The sequence below is a fragment of the Haloterrigena salifodinae genome (assembly GCF_003977755.1).
GTDB classification, from domain to species: domain Archaea; phylum Halobacteriota; class Halobacteria; order Halobacteriales; family Natrialbaceae; genus Haloterrigena; species Haloterrigena salifodinae.
Genome location: NZ_RQWN01000002.1, coordinates 530,340 through 550,296, shown reverse-complemented (window position 1 = coordinate 550,296; position 19,957 = coordinate 530,340). Strand labels below are relative to the sequence as shown.

General features: G+C 65.2%; 14 protein-coding genes, 1 tRNA gene and 1 other RNA gene. 8 read left to right on the top strand and 8 right to left on the bottom strand.

The window, feature by feature from the left end:
* Window positions 1-448: 448 nt before the first annotated feature.
* Entirely contained in the window at window positions 449-1,849 is a 1,401-nt protein-coding gene (locus tag EH209_RS11475; protein WP_126663027.1) for an FAD-binding oxidoreductase, read from the bottom strand.
* Between the two features lie 147 nt (window positions 1,850-1,996).
* Here EH209_RS11475 and EH209_RS11470 point away from each other — a divergent pair, with 147 nt between their 5' ends.
* Complete coding sequence (locus EH209_RS11470) at window positions 1,997-2,905, top strand: helix-turn-helix transcriptional regulator (RefSeq protein WP_126663026.1); 909 nt, start codon at window positions 1,997-1,999, stop codon at window positions 2,903-2,905.
* 203 nt (window positions 2,906-3,108) lie between these two features.
* Here the strand turns inward: EH209_RS11470 and EH209_RS11465 are convergent.
* Window positions 3,109-3,183, bottom strand: a tRNA-Arg gene (locus EH209_RS11465).
* Between the two features lie 165 nt (window positions 3,184-3,348).
* On the opposite strand from EH209_RS11465, the gene EH209_RS11460 reads away from it, so the two are divergent.
* The 4 genes from EH209_RS11460 (at window position 3,349) to EH209_RS11445 (ending at window position 6,054) form a co-directional block, all read left to right on the top strand.
* A complete protein-coding gene (locus EH209_RS11460; protein ID WP_008892639.1) occupies window positions 3,349-3,531 on the top strand; it encodes a DUF7511 domain-containing protein in 183 nt (60 codons plus the stop codon).
* Between the two features lie 183 nt (window positions 3,532-3,714).
* Window positions 3,715-4,569: a geranylgeranylglycerol-phosphate geranylgeranyltransferase gene (locus EH209_RS11455; protein ID WP_126663025.1), complete on the top strand. Its 855-nt coding sequence runs from the start codon at window positions 3,715-3,717 to the stop codon at window positions 4,567-4,569.
* Between the two features lie 169 nt (window positions 4,570-4,738).
* Window positions 4,739-5,371, top strand: coding sequence for an RAD55 family ATPase (locus EH209_RS11450; protein ID WP_126663024.1), 633 nt, complete (start codon window positions 4,739-4,741; stop codon window positions 5,369-5,371).
* A 272-nt stretch (window positions 5,372-5,643) separates the two neighbouring features.
* Window positions 5,644-6,054 (top strand): CoA-binding protein, encoded by a 411-nt coding sequence (locus EH209_RS11445; protein WP_126663023.1) that lies wholly within the window; start codon window positions 5,644-5,646, stop codon window positions 6,052-6,054.
* Window positions 6,055-6,082: 28 nt separating this feature from the next.
* On the opposite strand, the gene EH209_RS11440 is transcribed toward EH209_RS11445, so the two are convergent.
* The 3 genes from EH209_RS11440 to EH209_RS11430 form a co-directional block, all read right to left on the bottom strand.
* Window positions 6,083-7,237, bottom strand: a complete 1,155-nt coding sequence (locus EH209_RS11440; protein ID WP_126663022.1) for a class 1 isoprenoid biosynthesis enzyme — start codon at window positions 7,235-7,237, stop codon at window positions 6,083-6,085.
* 78 nt (window positions 7,238-7,315) lie between these two features.
* Window positions 7,316-8,296, bottom strand: a complete 981-nt coding sequence (locus EH209_RS11435) for a PLP-dependent cysteine synthase family protein (protein WP_126663021.1) — start codon at window positions 8,294-8,296, stop codon at window positions 7,316-7,318.
* A gap of 111 nt (window positions 8,297-8,407) precedes the next feature.
* Complete coding sequence (locus EH209_RS11430) at window positions 8,408-8,743, bottom strand: DUF5798 family protein (RefSeq protein ID WP_126663020.1); 336 nt, start codon at window positions 8,741-8,743, stop codon at window positions 8,408-8,410.
* Between the two features lie 445 nt (window positions 8,744-9,188).
* Between EH209_RS11430 and EH209_RS11420 the strand changes: the two genes are divergently transcribed.
* Window positions 9,189-10,517, top strand: coding sequence for a PQQ-binding-like beta-propeller repeat protein (locus EH209_RS11420; protein WP_249038789.1), 1,329 nt, complete (start codon window positions 9,189-9,191; stop codon window positions 10,515-10,517).
* 102 nt (window positions 10,518-10,619) lie between these two features.
* Window positions 10,620-10,932: signal recognition particle sRNA (gene ffs, locus EH209_RS11415), an RNA gene on the top strand.
* Between the two features lie 174 nt (window positions 10,933-11,106).
* Here the strand turns inward: ffs and EH209_RS11410 are convergent.
* The 3 genes from EH209_RS11410 to EH209_RS11400 form a co-directional block, all read right to left on the bottom strand.
* On the bottom strand, window positions 11,107-11,934 hold the full coding sequence (locus EH209_RS11410; RefSeq protein ID WP_126663019.1) for an alpha/beta fold hydrolase: 828 nt from the start codon (window positions 11,932-11,934) through the stop codon (window positions 11,107-11,109).
* 76 nt (window positions 11,935-12,010) lie between these two features.
* Window positions 12,011-13,636 carry a uracil-xanthine permease family protein gene (locus EH209_RS11405; protein ID WP_126663018.1) on the bottom strand — a complete coding sequence of 542 codons (1,626 nt, stop codon included), beginning with the start codon at window positions 13,634-13,636 and terminating at the stop codon, window positions 12,011-12,013.
* A 127-nt stretch (window positions 13,637-13,763) separates the two neighbouring features.
* A complete protein-coding gene (locus EH209_RS11400) occupies window positions 13,764-15,965 on the bottom strand; it encodes a VWA domain-containing protein (RefSeq protein ID WP_126663017.1) in 2,202 nt (733 codons plus the stop codon).
* A gap of 34 nt (window positions 15,966-15,999) precedes the next feature.
* On the opposite strand from EH209_RS11400, the gene cobN reads away from it, so the two are divergent.
* Window positions 16,000-19,896, top strand: a complete 3,897-nt coding sequence (gene cobN, locus EH209_RS11395) for a cobaltochelatase subunit CobN (RefSeq protein WP_126663016.1) — start codon at window positions 16,000-16,002, stop codon at window positions 19,894-19,896.
* Window positions 19,897-19,957: the final 61 nt, after the last annotated feature.

Below are 19,957 nucleotides of genomic sequence, written 5' to 3'. Positions count from 1 at the left end.
CTTCACGGTTAGTTCAGTTCTGATGGGGCGAAATAAACGAGGGCCCCATGAGAGATGCAGCACAGAACTTTTGATAGGGTTTGGGTGGCGGTAGTCTCCAGCGATGATCGGCCGCCAATTGGCGATTAATTTTCTCTCTACTGACCGGTTTGGATGTACGCGAATCCCGGTGACACCCACTCGCTCAATAGCCCATCGAACGAAAGCAAAATCAGGCCTGTTCGACAGATAATTGCCACGCTTTATGGCCATTATTCCACACTAAATGTATGGGCGCTGCAGGCTCCGGTTCGCCTATCGAACGAATTGACCTTTCAGGCGTGAGACATCTGAATTCGAATGTCTGAAAGTAAGGCTCTGACATCCTATGAATATATCCAACCAGATACAGTAGGCGAAACGCGAATTAATCATGGCTGGCGGGAAAATAGCAATGTCTGGCTGCCCCCTATGTTGTCGGCTTGATGTTCTGATTCAGGCTGAAGAGGTTCATCGGATCGTATTCGTTTTTCAACGCCACTAACCGCTCGTACGTTGACCCGAACGTGGTTTCCATCATTTCGTCGTTGTCCTTCAGGAAGCCCGGGAAGTTCAAGTAGACCGAACCGTCGGAGAACTGTCGCATGTCGGCCAGACAGTCGCGGACCCATTCCACGTTGGCATCGTCTATCTGGGGATCCTCCCAGTTCGCCTCAACGCCGAGGAGGTATGGTGCGTGCCGGCCGGCGAACGCGTTCTCTTCGACGCCGACGTCAGTAATCGTCCCGCCTAGTTGCCAGACATCGACTGTCGAGAGCGGCGAGGGTGCCGCGTCGGCCCAATACGCGATCCGATCGATGGCTGACTCGGAGAGCCCGTCAAGATACAGCGATTTCCAGTAGTAACGCAGCCCGTCAGGATAGTCTTCGTCGAGAATCCGCTGGAAGTCAGCGTAGGTCATCGTCCCGCTGAAGTCCGCGAGAGGATCGGCGAATTCCCGTAATGGCGCTAGCTCCCCTTTGCCGACCTCAACATCCTCAGAGTGACACCCCATGATAGCGAACTTCGGCTCGTGGAGAACGCCGGCATCGAACAGTTCTTCGTCGGGGAGTTCGCCGGCGAAGATGAGCGTGCTGACCTCGCGGGGAGCGGAATCGACGTACTCGCGGTAGGCCGACAAGACGTCCGCCAGGTCGTCGCCGTGGTAGAATACCAGACAGGTCGCAACGTCCGGCCCGACTGGGTGGAGCTCGAACTCGAAGCCGGTCACCACGCCGAAGTTGCCGCCGCCACCGCGAAGTCCCCAGAAGAGCTCCTCGTTTTCCTCCTCGCTGGCGGTCAGAAACTCGCTATCGGCCGTGACGAGATCGACGGAAACGAGGTTGTCACAGGTCAAGCCATATTTACACCGAAGATGCCCGATGCCGCCGCCGAGCGTAAGTCCGGCGACGCCCGTGTCCGAAACGACACCGCCAGGAGTCGCCAGGCCGAACGCCTGGCTTTCGTAATCAACGTCGGCCCACGTGGCACCGCCCTGGACCCACACTGTCCGTTCATCAGGGTCTACTCGAACTCCCCTCATCTCCGAAAGGTCGATCACGAGGCCGTCTTCACAGACGGCCGTCCCAGCGACGTTGTGGCCACCGCCCCGGACAGCCACGCGAAGGTCGGTCTCGCGAGCGAATTCGACGGCTTGGATGACGTCCGCCGCGCCTCGACACCGCGCAATCAGCTCTGGATACTTGTCGATCATCCCGTTCCAGACTGCGCGGGCGTCGTCGTACTCGGCGTCGTCGGGCCGAATGAGGTCGCCGTGCAGCGTTGCTTCGAACCGTTCAATCTCTTCGTCTTCGATCGTCGGTTGTGCCATATACGCTTGGTCGGTTGCGTGGCTGTTAGCCTCATTCACGGAAAGATGTTCGATGGAATACGCACTGTTTCAGGAAGTGAGATGGCTCTCGCTTTGCGTACGATAGAATTACTATCCGTGATACACACTACCGAACTAGTGGTTTCCATGGGGTTCCACGAAGACGATCACCCGACCGACGAACACCACCCTCCTGGTTCACCGGTTCTGGAGGCCGTCCTGGAGAACGCTCGAAACCAACAGTATCTCGGCCAACGGCTCGACGCAGCGGGCGAGCGTGTTGATACGGATTTGCTCGGGGAGATCGTTCGTCATGGACCCGTCCTAGAAGCACTCCGCGACGAGCCGCTCGATCGTCGGGAGATCGAAGAGCGTTTGGACGTTTCGCGGGCGACGAGTCACCGCTTCACGCAGTGGCTCGACGAACAGGGGTTCGTCGAAAAAATCGACGGCCGGTTCCAGTTGACCGGGGCCGGTGAGGCCGTTGCCGACGAGGTCCTCCGGTTCGAGGCGAACGTGCGTACTGTTCACCGGTTGTCACCACTGTTGGATGTCATCTGTGAGGACCATCAGGAGTTCGTTCTCGAACCGTTCGTGGACGCGACGGTCACGCTCGCCAAACCGGACGATCCCTACCAGCCGGTCGAACGGTTCCTATCGTTGCTCAAGGACTCCGAGACCTTCCGGGGGTTCAACACGACGCACATGGCACCGCTCGTCCTAGGCGAGTTCCACCACCAGATCTTCGAAGCGACCGACACCGAAATCGTCTATCTGCCCAACATCGTCGAGAAGCTATTCGAGACGTACCCGGAACGCGCCCGAGAGGCGGTTGGTCGCGGGCACCTGACCCTCAGGACGCGTGACGAGCTCCCGTATGGTCTGGCTATTTTTGACGAGCACATCGGAATCGGGGGCTACGATGAGTCCACTGGACTCATGCAGGTATTCGTCGATACGGATGCATCGATCGCGTGTGAGTGGGCCGACCGAATCTACGCGTCGGTTAGAGCGGATTCTGAACCACTCGACGAGAGAACAGAGCTGACCGGGTGATCTCGGCCCTTTATTGCCTCATCCAGCGCGAACAGAAGAGTGTACGTCAATCGGTGATCGATTTTCTCGAAGGCGACCAGTTTGGACATACGCGAATCCCGGTGGCACCTAATCGTCCGTTCGATGATCGAACGAAAGCAGAGAAGATGGTCGTTCGACCGATAATCGCCGCGCTCTCGGGCGATTATTGCACGTCAAATGTATGGGCGCTGCAGGATTTGAACCCGCGACAGCTTGGTCCGAAGCCAAGTACTCTGTCCAGACTGAGCTAAGCGCCCTCACCACTGAATTTCCGGCGGTGCCGTATAAGTCACTCGATTTGGGACGCTTTCGATAGCCACCACCACACGCACCACGAGTCCGCGACCTTTACCCGCACTTCTCAGTCGGTGAAAATTGGCTCAGGGGGTCTTTGTCATGGATAGTCAACGATCGAATGTGCCATGACGGTAAACGAGACCCCCATCCCCGACGACGAGCAGGCCGCAGCGATGCCGCTCGAGTTGCTCACCGACGACGAGGACGTCTGGACGGCCGTCCCGGCCGACGCCACCGGTGACGAGCGCGTGACCAAGTGGCTCTCGGTCGACGTCGACACGCTGTGCGATCTCGAGGAGTGGCAGTAACGCTCCGCGCCAGCCCCTCGAGGCGACTTTGCACCGCGTCTCGTACCGCCACTAACCCGCGCTCTCGCCAGCGATTACCGTAGTCGCCAGCCACAGCGGGGGACTCGAGGCCGCCGTTTTCTCCCCGCCGTCTCGCCGCGGCGGATCGCACCGTTTAACCACCAGCGTTGACCAGTCCAGCCTATGACAGCAGGCGAGACGGGCCGCGGACTCCTCGAGTTGACGCGGCCGGTGAACGTGATCGCGGCGAGCGTCTTGCCATTCATCGGCGCGTTCGTCGCGGGCGGCGTCGTCGACCAGCCGGTTCGGGTCGCGACGGCGGTCGCCGCCACGGCGCTCGCGGTCGGCGCCGGCAACGCGATCAACGACTACTTCGATCGGGAGATCGACCGAATCAACCAGCCCGACAGGCCGATTCCCCGCGGAGCGGTGAGTCCGCGCGGCGCGCTCGCGTTCAGTCTCGTCTGCTTCGGCGCGGCCGTCGCGCTCGCGGTGACGCTCCCGCCGGCGGCGCTGGCCATCGCGGGGATCAACCTCGTCGCGCTGGTGGCGTACACGGAGGTCTTCAAGGGGCTGCCGGGAGTCGGGAACGCGCTGGTCGCCTACCTCGTCGGGAGTTCGTTCCTCTTCGGGGCCGCCGCGGTGGGCGACATGGCGCCCGCGGCCGTTCTCTTCCTACTCTCGGCGATCACGACGCTGACACGGGAGATCATCAAGGACGTCGAGGACGTCGAGGGCGACCGCGAGGAGGGACTCAACACGCTCCCGATCGCTATCGGGGAGCGCCGTGCGCTGTACGTCGCGACGGGGCTGCTCGCGATCGGCGCCGCGGCGAGCCCGCTCCCGTACGTCCTCCTCGAGGACTTCGGGGTCGCGTACCTGGTCGTGGTTGGTCCGGCCGTCGCCGTGATGTGTTATGCGGCCTACGAGAGTTTCTCGAATCCGACGGCGGGACAGGGACATCTCAAGTATGGGATGTTTCTCGCCGCGCTGGCGTTTATCGTGGGGCGGGCGGCGGCGATGCCCGCCGTGTTCTGAGACCGTTCGCGGTGGCAGCGCCGGCGGTTGTCGACCCACAACCGTGGGGAATAAGCAATAGTTGTGCCTGTACAATCAAAAGTAATATAAGCTGGATACCGCATTCTCATATCACACGCCGGAGTAGCCAGCGGATTCCACTACGGCTGTATGGATGTGAGTATTTGGCATGTATGACCTCGCAGATGTCCTCCCGGACGCCGACATCGAGCCCGGGACGAACCTGCTCATTGCGGGCCCGCCACTGACGGGAAAGCGCGAGATCGCCTTCGACATCCTCGCCAGCGGCGCCAACCGTGGTAACGGTTCGATCGTCGTGACGACCAAAGACAGCGCCGACAAGGTTCTCGAGACGTTCACCGACTCGCTCGAGGCGGGCGTCGATCCGGACGTCGGGATCGTCGACTGCGTCACGAAACAGCGCGGGATCGGTACCGTCGACGACGATCCGCGGATCAAGTACGCCTCCTCGCCGGTCGACATGACCGGTATCGGGATTAAACTCTCGGAGTTCCTCCAGGAATTTTACGAGGGCCACGGCCTGACCGAGAACCGCGTACTGTTACACTCGGTGTCGACGCTGCTGATGTACTCCGATCTCCAGACCGTGTTCCGGTTCCTCCACGTCTTCACGGGCCGGATCCAGAGCGCCGACGCCATGGGATTGTACGTCATCGACTCGACGGCCCACGACGACCAGACCATGAACACGCTCAAACAGCTGTTCGACGCCGTCATCGAACTCGAAGAGCCCACCGACGGCGAGGAACCCGAGATTCGGACCGCCGGCCTCTCGAGTTGAGTAGCAGTCTCGTTCGCGACCGCTGGCTTCACGTTTCGTTTTCCGAGCGCTGATATCGCGCGTTAGGGGTTCATTGGGACTCCTGCATCGACTGCAAACACCACGAAAGCCCTGGCTCTTTCAGTCTCATCCGAGTCGGCTGGCCGGTCGTGCCACCGCGGGTGGGCTTTCGTGGCGTTCGACGCAGTGCAGTGACCATCCCATCTCGAGTCAGGTACCGGCGGTACGAGACCCCGAAACGTTTCAGCGCCGAGCGCGTACTTGAGACTACCATGCCAGTCGATACCGCGGAGGAGATCGAGGAGATCCTCGAGTACGAGACGATCGCGGTCGTGGGCTGTTCGAGCACGCCGGGGAAGGCGGCCCACGACGTGCCCAAGTACCTGCTCGAGCGCGGCTACGACGTGATTCCGGTCAACCCGTACGCCGACGAAATCTTCGAGCGGGAGGTCTACGATTCGCTCGACGAAGTCGACGCGGAGATCGACGTCGTCTGCATCTTCCGGCCCAGCGAGGAGGTCAGCGGGATCGTCGACGCGGCCCTCGAGCGCGACGACGTGACGGTCGTCTGGACCCAGCAGGGGATCCGCGACGACGAGGCCGCGGCCCGAGCCGAAGACGACGGCCGGCGGGTCGTCCAGGATCGGTGTATGAAGGTCGAACACCGGCGGCTCGCCGCCTGAAGGCTAGCGACGACGGTCGAACGACGGATTACGACTGCGGTGTCGATGCTCGTCGCTCGAGAACGTCGAGGGCGTCGGCCAGCGACGTGCTCATCACGTCGTCGGCGATCGTCGCGACGTGCGTGACCATACTGAGGACGTCCGCGAGCGGAGCTGCGGGGAGTTCGACGACGGTGTCGATGACCGCGTCGAGGTCGACCGGCAGCGATCCGGTCTCGAGGGGGAGTTCGGCGATGGCCGACGCGAGCGTCCGCCGCGTCGACGCCTCGTCGTCGACCAGTTCCGCCCGAACGCGTCGCTGGCGCTCCGGCGGCACGGTCGCCTCGACCGGCACCGAACAGACCGTATCGCAGTACCACGACAGCGCCCGACGGACGGCCGCCAGCACGTCGGTCTCGGGACAGTCGAGCGTCGCTGCAAACGCGCGGGCGTCGGCGCCGAGTGCGGTCCGGCGTTCGGCGAGAATCGCTTCGAGACGATCGGGGGCGTCGGAGCCGAGGAAGGCATCGACGACGGCGGCCGGTGACTCGCGGGTCGAGAGGTCGCCGTCGTAGAGCGCACGCGGCACGTTCGCGACGCCGTTGCCGACGTCCGCGGGCAGGTCCTCGACGTCGTCCACGACGGTGAGGACGAACATACCATTTCTCGTCAGTCGACGGAGCATCTCGCACTGGGTCTTGGAGTAGTCCGCGACGGCATCGACCAGCGCGACCGCGAGATCGCCCCAGACGGCCCCGCGTGCGTCGACGCGGGCGACGGCGTCTTCGAGGGTTGCCGTCGACGGCTCGAGGTGGTCTTCCGCGAGTTGCCCCCGCCCGATCTGGCGGACGGTTTCGAGGACGGGTGTCAGATCAGCGTACGCGGGGAGCGACCGCGCTGCCTCGACGACGTTCGTAAAGACGAGGTCGCCCAGAGTGATGCGTTCGTTCAGCCGGCGTTTGCGATCGGCCGCGTTCCAGTCGCCCGACTCGTCGATCGCGTCGTCGTGGAGGCTGCTCGTGACGAAGAGATTCGTCGGGATCGACGCGGTCGCCGCGGCGAGGGTCTCATCGTCGGTCTCGAGGACGGTCAGCGCGTAGGTGAACGCGCCGATGAGCCCTCCCTGATTCGTGTACCGCTCGACGCGCGCCCGGAGTGGGGGCGGACAGCCCGCGTCGGGGAGCGCAGCTGGTGGGAGGGACATATGCCGTTTCTAAGAGGGAGACATAATCAGTGTACTGATGACTGTCGTTTTCGTCCCGTCTTCCGGCGCCGTTCGGCGTTAGCCCTCCCACTCCTCGAAGGACCGATAGATCCCCTTCGAGAGGTAGCGCTCGCTCGAGTCCGGAAACACCGTCACGACGGTCTCGTGGGGCGCGTCGATCTCGCCCGTCGAAATCGCCCGTGCCACCCGCTTCGCGGCGACGCTCGCGGCGCCCGCACTCGAGGCGACGAGGTGGCCCTCTTCGCGGGCCAGGCGCCGGAGCTCGTCGTGGGCGTCCCGGTCCGGGATCGCGTAGACGGCGTCGACGAGGTCGGGATCGAACAGTTCGTTGGTCGCCAGGTCGTGGGTGCCGATCCCCTCGATCTTGTACTCGTCCTCCTCGCGGTCGTCACCCAGCGTCTCGCCGTAGATCGAGCCCTCGGGTTCGACCGCGGCGACGTACGTCGACTCGTCCTGCTCGAGGGCGTACTTCGCGATGCCCATTAGCGTCCCCGCGGTGCCACAGCCGGCGACGACGGCGCCCACCTCGCCGTCGAGCGCCTCGTAGATCTCGGGCCCGGTGGTCTCGTAGTGGGCTTCGACGTTGAGCGGATTCGAGAATTGCTGGGGAACGACGGCGTCGTCGAGTTCCGCGGCCAGTTCGTGGGCGCGCTCGATCGCCCCGCCCATCCCCGCGTCCGTGGGCGTGTTGATGATCTCGGCGCCCAGCGCGGCCATCAGCTGCTGTTTCTCGACGCTGAACCGCTCCGGGACGACGAAGATCGCCTCGAGACCCAGCTGTTCGGCGGCGATCGCGAACCCAATCCCCGTGTTCCCCGCGGTCGGTTCGATGATCGTCCCGTCCTCGGAGAGCTCTCCACGCTCGAGCATCGCCTCGAGCATGTACCGGCCGATACGATCCTTGACGCTGGCCCCGGGGTTGAACGTCTCGAGTTTCGCGTACAGGTCGACGCCAGCGGGTCCGTCCTGCAGGGCGACCAGCGGCGTTCGACCGATCGTCTCGAGCACCGAGTCGACCGGCTGCTCGTGGCTCGTCATCGACTCGAAAAACGGGAGCCGTGGCCGTAGGGCTTTCCCTATACGTCCACATCGGTCGGTCGACCGTTCGGGGCTGGACTCCCCCGGACCCGGGAACCGTTCCCGAGTGCCCTATTTGGCCGTCGCGTCGCTCGCGTCGGCGTCCGCCGATTCGTCGGTCGTCTCGTCCACAGCGGCGTCGCTCTCCTCGGCTTCGAGTTCGGCCTCATCGATGGCCGCGTCGGCGAGGATCTGTTCGCCGTCGAGGTCGTGTTCGTCGGCGATGGCCAGCAGGAGCGCGCGCTGTTCGGTCATTTGGTGGTCCATTCGGTTGACCGTGTCGTGCGTCTCGTCCATCTCCTCTTCCAGCGAGATGATCCGCTTCTGGAGTTGCTGAACCTGCTTGTACATCGCCTCGGCTCGCTCCGAGAGGCTCTGAATCTTCTTTGCGGTGCTGCCAAGTCCCATACCTAGTCGAGGTGTCGGGAAACTAATGGGCCTTTTCCTCCGTCGGACGCGTTCGAACTATTCTGTCATTACCCTCCTTTCCACAGTAACACACCGAATGAACTGACAAACTTATCGCGAACCGCGAACAATCTACTATTGAATTTGAGGTGAACAGCTATGGTGCTCCGACCGATGCAAGCACCTGGACGCAGAGCCTCGACGTACCGTCCCAACTGTTTAGCGACCGAGGCGGCAACGACTACGACTGTACGAGGAGGACGACAAGTTCGTCCTGCCGATCGACATGCCGGGCTTCGAGACCGACGAGATTGGGCTCTCGTGGGACGTCGGCGGATCTCGGTAGTCTCGAGGCGGTCGACGGAGCGTTCGAGCCGGTCCGATGTCGGCCTCGGTTGCCGACGGAACCCCTATCTATATATTTTCTTGATATTCATCAGTATATATGAAATTCAAAGCAGAACAGATTTCCGGCGGTCGTAGCCGCCGCGCCCTGCTCTCGGCCGCGGGAGTGGCGCTGACGACCGGGTTGACGGGCTGTCTCGGCGCGCTCGAGGGGGACGAGGACGAAACCAAGAACGTGAACGGTGGGGACGGCGATACCGAATCCGACAAGGAACCGACTGACTCGTCAGACGAGACGGCCGAACTGCGGGAGACGCTGGCCGCCGCCGACCCGTACCGGATGCTCCAGTACGGACCGGACCACGTCGGGAACACCGTCGACGCCGGACCGACCGCCGACGTCGACGCCGTCTGGACGTTCCGCGAGGGCGACGACGACTCACACTACGAAATCGGAACACCGGCGATAGTCGACGGGACGGTCTACGTCCCCGAGAATCACTCCGTCGGCGACGACAGCGCGGAGACGGTCGTCTACGCGCTAGACGGCGCGACCGGCGATATCGAGTGGGAGTGGTCCTATCCCCGCGGCACCACGTTCGGATCGACCGTCGTCGCCGAGGGTGCGGTCGTCCTCATCCTCGGCGGATCGGTCGTCGCGCTCGAGGCCGACGCGGGAACCGAACGCTGGCGACTCGAGCGAGACTTCTCCGACGCGGTCACGGTCGCCGACGGAACGGCCTACGCGATCAACACCACGTACGCCGATCCGCCGACGCTGGTGGCGATCGATATCGAGACCGGGCGCGAGCGCTGGACGAAACCCCTCGGCAACGAGAGGATGTACTGGCCGACGCCGCCGGCGGTGGCTGACGGGACCGTCTATCAGGGCGGCATGGAATTCACTGCATTATCGGCCGCGGACGGCGAGCGGTTGTGGTCGAAGGACTTCGGGAACGCGGTCAGCGGCTCGCCGACCGTCACCGACGACGCCTGCTACGTTCCGCTCGGCGACGGTACCATCGCGGCGCTCGGGCGCGACGGCACGCTCCGCTGGCGCCAGCCGGTCGAACGCGGCGGCCACGGCTCGGGGCTAAACTCCGTCTCGTCGCCGGCAGTCGACGATGGAACGCTGTACGTCACGAACTCGTGGCGACTGACCGCGCTCGACGCCGATGACGGCGCGCAGCACTGGACGACCGAAACGGCCGGTGACCGACCGCCGGTCGTCGCCGACGGCGTCGTCTATGTCAGCGGGCTGAACGCGATGAGAGCGCACGACGGTGCCACGGGCGATCGCCTGTGGCGCTACGAGACCGACGCCTCGAGCAGCAGTGGCAACAAGGTTGCGCCCGTCGTCGGCGAAACCGCGTTCTTCCCCAGCGCGGGACTGCACGCGTTGCGCGAGGCGGACGCGACGTCGGACTAATCGGACGGTCGAGTCGCGCATCGAACTGATCGCCACGACCGATCACCGCGTCGTCCGGCGATCGGAGAGACGAAAGGTCCTTAAGTTACCTTCCCCTATACAGAGATGGATAGGTCGGGCAGTTAGGCCCTGCTCGTTACCCGCGATATGGCCTTTAGTGGGGACCAAACACCGCGGGCGTCCGGTCAGACCGGCCGGGGCCCCGGGAGCCAACGCAGAAGCCTCGTCCGTCGGGGACAGCGGTCCGCGATGGCCGTCCGCAGGGACGTCCCATCGCGGTTAGTCGGCGACAGCCCATCAGGCGCGGAAGCGAGCAGTGGACCGCCGGACACCTGTCGCTCGACGGGTTGCGGGGTGGAGGAGGCAACCGGGATTCCCCCGGCCGGAACGCCGGGCAATCGCGGCTTCCACACTCATATTCCATACCACATATTACCTTCGAACAGCGATAGCGCCGCTTATCTCGTCTTAAGCAGCATTTTTCAGAGACTCAACGCGGAGTCAAATCCACGACGTGAACCAGAGTCTGAGAGAACGGACGACGCATCGCACATCGCTCGAGTGCGATCGTTTTCGTACTATGCGTTGATTACGCGGCGCTGGCCGTCTCGAGGAACGTCTCGCTCGCGGTGTTGAACGCGTTCGGACGATCGAGGTTGACGAGGTGGCCCGAGTCGGACAGTTCCAGGTGTTCGGCGCCGCCGACCTCCGAAACGAGTTGTCGGCCCTGTCGTTTGACCAGCGGCGCCTCCTGTTCGCCGTGGACGACCAGCGTCGGCGTCTCGACGTGGGAGAGGTTCGACGGCTCGTAGCGGTAGAGCGCGTCGAACACCTTGCGGAACTCGTCGCGACCGATCTCGTCGACGGCGTCGATCGCTTGCGACTGAATCTCCGGGTTCACCGAGAGCCAGCGCTCGCCGGTGGTCGCTCGAATGGATCCCAGCATCGACCGGAACGTCGTCTTCGACCCCGTCAGCGACAGCGACGTCGTGAGTGCGGGCAGCGGCGACATGAAAGGCTTCAGCCCCGTGGGCATGTCCAGCGGCGGCATCGAGCGCACCGCGCCGCCGAGGATCGCTCCCGCCGCACGGTCGGGGTGGCGGTCCATGAACTCCTGGACGACCATCGACCCAAGCGAGAGGCCACAGAGGATCGGCGCCTCGAGGTCGAGATGCGAGAGTAAGGCCTCGAGGTCGTCGGTGAAGAGTTCGACCGAGTACTGGTCCGCCTCGGTCGCTCCCGTCTGGCCGTGGCCGCGGACGTCAAAGGTGACGACCTCGTAGTCGTCGTCGAAGCGGTCGATCTGGGGCCGCCAGGCCTGTCCGTTCATCCAACCGCCGTGGATGAACACCAGCGGCCGTCCGTCGCCGCGCGTCTCGTACCAGAGCGTGCCGTCCTCGAGGGAGAGTTCTGCCATCGAGAATACTGTAGGCTCCCGCACACATAGGTCGACGGGTTGCACTGTGGCTCACGAGAACGCAAGTGACAGCCGCTCAGTCCTGTCGCTCCGCGTCGAACGCGGCGTTGTCGTCGGCCCCGAGCCAGCGGTCCCAGAAGCTCTCGAACTCGGACTCGTCCTCGGTGATCCGATCCCAGTGGGCCAGGCCGCGCTCCTCGCGGCTGCCGGGGATCGTGTTGTCGAGCACCAGCGCCGCGAGGCCGCCGACGGCCATCCCGGTCGAGCCGATGATAAATATCGTGTCGACGATGGCCTGTGCCGCGGCCTCGAGCCACCCCGGCTGGCCCGCGAGCGTGGCCTCGAGGTCGATCGCCTCGCGGAACGCGATCGTGCTCTCGAAGTTCCCCATGTAGGCCGGAATCGCCAGCCCGACGAACAGCGCGAAACCGATGACGAAGGTGTTCCTCGAGGAGTCGAGATCGACGTGACGGAGGTTCGAGATGCCGACGGCGACGATCTGGGCGAACATCGCGATAAAGAGTCCGCCGATGATCGGATCCGGGATGGTCGCGACCAGTTGCCCGAAGTAGCCGATGAAGCCGAAGACGATCATGATGACGGCGCCGAGCTGGACGACGTACCGCGAGGCGACACCGGTCAGTCCGATCGCGCCGATGTTCTCGGAGTAGGAGGTCGAGCCGCCGGTGCCCATGATCCCGGAGAAGACGTTCATCAGTCCTTCCATCCCGATACCGTGGTTAATTCGCTTCTCGCTCGGTGCTCCCGAGCCGGTGATGTTGGCGACCGCGTAGTAGTCGCCGATGCTCTCGACGATCGACGCGAGCACGCCCGCGAACATCCCGACGACGAACGCGGTCGTGATCTGGGGCGTCCCCCACTGGAACGGGTAGATCGGCAGGAGCGGCTGCGTGTCGGTGACGTCGCCAAGCGGGACGTAGCCGGGATGAGCGTCGGTGATGACGCCGCCAGCGGACAGCGCGGCGGCGACGACCCACGCGATCACCAACGCCAGGATAACAGGATAGAGCCGGAACGCTCTGTGCTTGACGTCGAGGTACTGCGAGAACAGCAGGATGAGGCCGAGGGTTAGTCCGAGCAGGGGCCAGCTCTGGTTCGAGGCGGTGATCTGCGGGGCGTTGAACAGCGCAAGGCCGATGAGCATGATCGTCGGCGCGATGACGACCGGCGAGAGGAACCGCCGAAGTTTCCCGACGAGACCGAGATAGCCCATCGCGACCTGCACCGTCGCGGCGACGATGATCGCGCCCTGCAACTGGAGCAACGCGGCTTGCCAGCCTGCGCCGCCCCCGACACCGCCCGAAGTGACGACGGTGATGATCGCCAGCGCCGGCGCGAGCATCGAGAACGGCGCCCCCTGCACGATGGGATAGCGGTTCCCGAAGGTCGTCTGAGCCAGCGTCGCGATCCCCGAGACGACGAAGAAGGTGCCGATGAACCGCGCGGTGACCGACGGGCTCGCGTTCTCGAGCATCCCCATCGCGTCCGCCAGAATCAGCGGCACCGCGATGTTCGCCCCGACCATCGTCAGGTAGTGCTGGATGCCGAGGACGAGCGATTCGCCGAGCGGTGGTTTCTCGTCGATACCGTACTCGATGTCCTCGCTGACGGCGACCCCGGAATCCGCGTCTGTACCCCTGTCAGCGTCCCGATTACTGAATTCGTCCCCCGCGTTACTCATAGTTCTCGTCGGATAACGAGCGAGGGCGCTGAAATGGATATTGATCCGCCATCGCGTACGTTCCAGTCGATATGAAAGTTTCTTTGACTGACCAGATTAGATCCGAACGATCCGATCGACGTCGACGCTATCGCTCGTCTGCGGCCCGATCGGCCGCGGCGCGGACCGTTTCGGGCGACAGCGCCTCGAGGGCGACCACGTCGCCACCAGTCTCGCCGGCGACCAGTTCCGAGAGGCCGGCCCGAGAGTCGTCGCCGGCGTCGACGACGATCACCGTCGCGTCCTCGGCCGCGAGCCCTCGGGCCGCCCGCCGGGTCGCCTCGGTCGGACTCCCGTCGGCGACGTTCGCCCGGCCGTCGGTCACGCAGACGACGACCGAAGCGTCCGTCTCCGCGCGTTCGAGGACTCGCCGCGAGGTCTCGAGACCCGCCGGCAGGGGCGTCCGATCGCCGGAGGGAAGCTCCTTGAGGTGGCGCGCGGCCAGCGAGACGCTGTCGGTCGGCGGCAGAAGAACGTCGGCGTCCTCGCCGGCGAAGGCGACGAACGCGACCCGATCGCGGTGTTCGTAGCTGTCGCGCAACAGGTCCAACACGACGCCCTTCGCGGTGCGCATCGCCGGGCGCATCGAGGCGCTAGCGTCGACCGCGAAGACGATCGTCGCCGCGGTATCGCCGCGGCGCACCGACTGCCGGAGGTCCTGCGTCCGAACGCGGGAGTCGCCGCGGGCCGCGGCGGAGCGAACCGACGCCGCCGCGTCGATCGGACCGTCGTTCGACGCGGGTTCGGTTCGGACTCGAGCGCCGCGGTTGTCCGCGCTGGGACCCGTGCTCGCCCGCGAGCCGCCCGCCGTCGCCGCGTCCGCGCTCTCGGCGTCGGGCGTCTCGAGGTTGGGCGCCGCCGCCTCGCCGATCTCGGCGACGTCGGCGCGCTGCTGGCCGGGAACGAGCGGCTGGGCCACCTCGTCTTCGTCGCCGTTCCCACCGCTGTCGTCGCTCCCGTCGCCGTCGTTCGAATCGGATTCGCTCGAGTCGTCGTCCTCGGTCCCGTCGTTCCCGTTACCGGCTTCGGCGGGCGACGGTTCGCCGCCGGTCGGGTCGTCGGCCTCGTCGGGTCGGCGTTCGGGTCCCGAATCGTCGGTCTCCGAATCGTCGTCGCCGTCGCTGCGCTCGCCGCCGGATTCGGTTCCCGTCTCACCGTCGTCGCTCCCGCACTCGTCTCCTTCGTCTCCGTCCGCGGACTCGTCGCCGTCCGCATCGTCGTCGCGCTCGCCCTCGTCCGGCGACTCCTCGTCGAACCGATCCTCGAGGAGGTCCTCGAGGTCGGGTTCGTCTTCGAACGGCGTGCTCCGAAGCCGGTGGGGAAGCGTGTAGCTGGCGGCCTCGTAAACGTCCGATTCGATGACCGTTGTCCGCCCCTCGAGCGCCGCGATGGTCATCGCGGCCCGGGCGGTCGCCACGTCCCCGCGGTGGCCGTCGACGCCGGCCTCGAGGCAGAGGTCGGCGATTTCAGCCTTGAAATCGTCCGGGAGGGATACCTCGTCGAGGCGATCGCGGGCCGCCGCGAGGTCCGCGCGCAGGGTCTCGGTCTTGTCAGCGTACTCGGCCCACGGGTCGGTGTCGTCGGCGCCGTTGCCGGCGTCCGCCTCGAGCGCCCGATCGATGACCTCGACGCGCTGGTCGATCTCCCGGCAGCCCTCGACGGTGGCTTGTAGGGCGAATCGGTCGCGCAGTTGGGGCCGGAGGTCGCCCTCCTCGGGATTCATCGTCCCGACGAGGGTGAACTCGGCGGGGTGGAAGACGCTGACCCCGTCGCGTTCGACGGTGTTGACGCCGCTGGCGGCCGCGTCGAGGACGACGTCCACGAGGTGGTCGTCCAGCAGGTTGACCTCGTCGACGTAGAGGATCCCGCGGTGGGCGCGGGCGAGCAGGCCGGGATCGAAGTCCGCGCTTCCGGCGAGGGCGTCCTCGACCGAGAGGGTGCCGACGACGCGGTCTCGAGTCGCGCCCAGCGGGAGGGTCACGAGCGGGACGGGACGGGTCTCGACGGGCAACTCCTCGCTGTCGCGTTCGCGGCAGTCGACACACTGCAGGTTCGGGTCGTCGGGCGCACAGCCGTAGGGACAGTCGGCTATAGCCCGCTGGTCGGGGAGGAGATCGACGAGCCCGCGAACGGCGGTCGACTTCGCGGTCCCCTTCTCGCCGACGATCAGGGCGCCGTCGAGACCGTCGTTTGCGGCGACGGCGAGCAGCGCCCGCTTCAACTCGTTTTGGCCGACGATCGCCGGGAAGGGAAGCGACGACAGCTTTTTGTCTCCGGACTCTGCAACCATAGTTGCGCTAATACAACAGAGGTTTAAAAACGCGATGACTACGATCGGGATCTACACCGCTACGGAGAACGAACTCGGCTCGATCGGCCGGGCCGCCGAGCGACTCGAGGATATCGACCTCGTGGTTCGCTCGGAGAGCGACCTCGAGGACGAGGCCGCCGTCGAGGAGTTCGTCGAGGAATTGACCGACGCCGCGGCAGCGATCTTCTGGCTGCACGGCGCCGAGGACAGCATGCCGGGCTACGACTACGCGACGGGCGCCCTCGAGGAGGCGGGCGTGCCGCTGATCGTCAAGGCGACCGGCGACGCCTTCGCCTTCGAGGACACGACCGTCTCGGAGGCCCATCGCGACCTCGTCTACGACTATCTGGAGAAAGGCGGCACGATCAATGTCGCCAACCTGTGCCGGTTTCTGGTCTCCGAATACGAGGGCCGCGACGTCGAATACGACGACCCCGCCGAACTCCCCACGGAGGGGGTCTACCACCCCGACCACCCGGGAATCGAGTACGAGGACCTGCTCGGGACCCACGACCCCGGAAAGCCGACGGTCGCGATCTGGTTCTACGAGTCCCACTGGACCCACGAGAACACCCGCTACGTCGACGCGCAGGTCCGGGCGCTCGAGAAGCAGGGAGCAAACGCCCTGCCGATCTTCTGTAACCCCGCGACGGACACCGACGAGCAGGAAGACGCCGAATGGGTCACCGACAACTGGCTGATCGACGACGCAGGCCGACCCGTCGTGGACGCCGTGCTCTCTTCCTTCATGTTCTCGCTCTCGATGGACGAGCGCGGCCGCAGCGCCAGCGACGAAGGCTCGAGCGCCGAGGACGTCTTCCTCGACCGTCTCGGCGTCCCGGTCCTCCAGACGATTACCACCATGCGCTCGCGGTCCCGGTACGAGTCCAGCGACACGGGCGTGATGGGCTTCGAACTCGCGCTCTCGGTCGCGCTGCCGGAGTTCGACGGCAACGTCATCACGCACCCGATCTCGGGGAAGGAGCGCACCGACGACGAGGCGGGCATCGGGTCGGCGCCGAAACACCACTTCCCGATCGAGGACCGGGTCGACCACGCCACGCGGCTGGCGGTCAACTGGGCCGAGCTTCGGCACACGCCCAACGAAGACAAACAGGTCGCTGTCGTCCTCCACAACTATCCGCCGAGCGACGACGGGATCGGGACCGCGTTCGGTCTCGACAGTCCCGAGTCGACGGTGAATCTGCTCGAGGAACTCGACGCCCGCGGGTACGATCTGGGCGACGAAATGCCTGAAGACGGGCAGTCGCTGGTCGAAAAGCTGACCGCACAGCTCACGCTCGAGGACCGCTGGATCGCGCCCGAAGACGTCCGCGACCTCTCCGTCGACGTCGTCTCGCCGGACACCTACGAGGAGTGGTTCAGCGACGCCGACGAGCGGTTCCAGGAGAACGTCGTCGACGAGTGGGGCGAGGTCCCCGACCGCCCGTTCGCGATTCCGGGCGTCGAGTTCGGCAACGTACTCGTCACCGTCCAGCCGCCGCGCGGGTTCGGGATGGATCCCTCGAAGGTCTACCACGACTCGGACCTGCAGCCGCCACACGACTACTACGCCTTCTACGGCTGGCTGCACAACACGTTCGAGGCCGACGGGGTCGTCCACCTCGGGACCCACGGCAGCCTCGAGTGGCTCCCCGGCAAGACGGTCGGCCTCAATGGCGCGAGCGCACCCGATCAACTGATCGACGACATCCCGAACGTCTACCCGTATATCGTCAATAATCCGGGGGAAGGAACGCAGGCCAAACGGCGCTCCTACGCCGCCATCGTCGACTATCTGACCCCGGTCATGCGGAACGCCGGCACGTACGACGAACTCTCGGAACTCGAGGAACTCGCGAACCAGTACCGCGAAGCGGGGATGGAAGACGCCCGGGCCGATGACGGCGACCACCTCGAAGCTCTCATGCGCGAGAAAGTCGAGGAACTCGATCTCGCCGTCGAGCTCGGAGTCTCGGGCTCTATCGACGAGAAAGCAGACGTTCGCGGCCCCGACGAGGCCGGATCGACCCTCGCGGAAGGCGAGGTCGCAGGGGACGAGGTCGACGTCGACGAACTGGTCGAGCGCATCCACGAGTACCTCACCGACGTGAAGACGACCCAGATCCGGCTGGGGCTGCACACGATGTCCGAGCCGCCAGCCGACGAGCGCCTCGTGGAGTACCTCGTCGCGCTCACCCGACTCGAGAACCCCGGCGCACCGAGCCTGCGCGAGAGCGTGGCCGGTGCGCTCGGCGTCGACTACGAGACGATGCTCGAGTCGCCCGGCGAGTACGACGAGGATCTCGGAATGACCTACGCCGAGGCCGCCGACGTGGTCCACGAGACCAGCGTCGATCTGATCGAGACGCTCGCCGAACACGACTTCGACATCCCGGTCTCCGAGCGCGAAGCCGGCCCCGACGACGAGGTGAACATGAATCTGCTCGTCGTCGACCTCGAGACGATCGGCGACGGGCGCGCGAAGTCGGGCGCCCACAACGATCTGCGGAAGGCGCTGGCCTACATCTGCGAGGAGGCCCAGCCCCGCGTCCAGGGCGCCGAGGACGAGATCCCGCGAACCGCGGACGCCCTTTCGGGCGAGTACGTGCCCCCCGGCGGATCGGGCGCGCCGACCCGCGGCGGCGTCGACCTGCTGCCGACCGCGCGGAACTTCTACACGCTCGACCCGCGGAAGGTTCCCGCGAAGGCCGCGTGGCAGGTCGGCAGCGAAGTCGCGGAGGGCGTCCTCGAGCGCCATCACTCTGAAGAAGGGGAGTACCCCGAAGAGATCGGCGTGGTCGCCTGGGGAACCCCCACGGTCCGCACCCGCGGCGAGACGATCGCCCAGGTGCTCGCGATGATGGGCGTCGAACCCGAGTGGACGGACGCCGGCCGGATCGACGACGTCGAGCCGATCCCGCTCGAGGAACTCGATCGACCCCGAATCGACGTGACGACCCGCGTCTCCGGGCTGTTCCGCGACGCCTTCCCTGCTGCGGCGGGGGTCGTCCACGACGCCGTGGACGCCGTCGTCGACCTCGACGAACCCCTCGAGATGAACTACGTGAAGAAACACGTCGAGGAGGAAGCCGAAGAGTTGCAAGAACAAGAGGACCTCGACGAATCCGACGCCCGCAAGGCCGCGAAACACCGCGTGTTCACGACCCGGCCCGGCGGCTATGGTGCCGGGACGAACAAGGCCGTCGACGAGGGCAACTGGGACGACCGCTCCGACCTCGCGAGCGTCTACGTCCAGTGGGGCGGCTACGCGATGGGATCGCGTGGTCGGGTCTCCGACGCCCACGACGCCTTCGAGCGGCGCCTCTCGTCCGTCGACGCCACCGTGAAGATCGAGGACACGATGGAACAGGACGAGTTCGACTCCTCGGACTGGTACGCCTTCCACGGCGGCTTCATTTCGGCGGTATCAGAGATCTCGGGTGAGGAGCCCGCCTCCTACGTCGGCGACTCCTCGGACCCCGACAACGTCGACGTCTACACGAACGAGGAGAAGGTCCGCAAGGCGATGCGCTCGCGCGTGCTCAACCCGGACTGGCTCGAGTCCATGGAGGAGCACGGCTACAAGGGCGCCGGCGATCTCTCGACGACCGTCGACGTGACGCTGGGCTGGGACGCTACCACCGGCGTCGTCTCGGATACGCTCTGGGAAGAGGTCGCCGAGAAGTTCGCCTTCGACGCGGACCGCCAGGAGTGGATGCGCGACGTCAACCCGTGGGCGCTCGAGTCCATCACGGACACCCTGCTCGAGGCGATCGAGCGCGACCTGTGGGACGCAGACGACGAGACCGTCGACCGCCTGCGCGATCTGAATCTCGAGGTCGAGGGCGACCTCGAGGCGCGCACGACCAACGACGCCGTGGGCGCCGAGGTGGCCCAGGATGACTGACCGGACGATCGCAGCGACCGGCGAAGGTGTTTGGCCGACGACCGATACGCGAGGCCCGGAG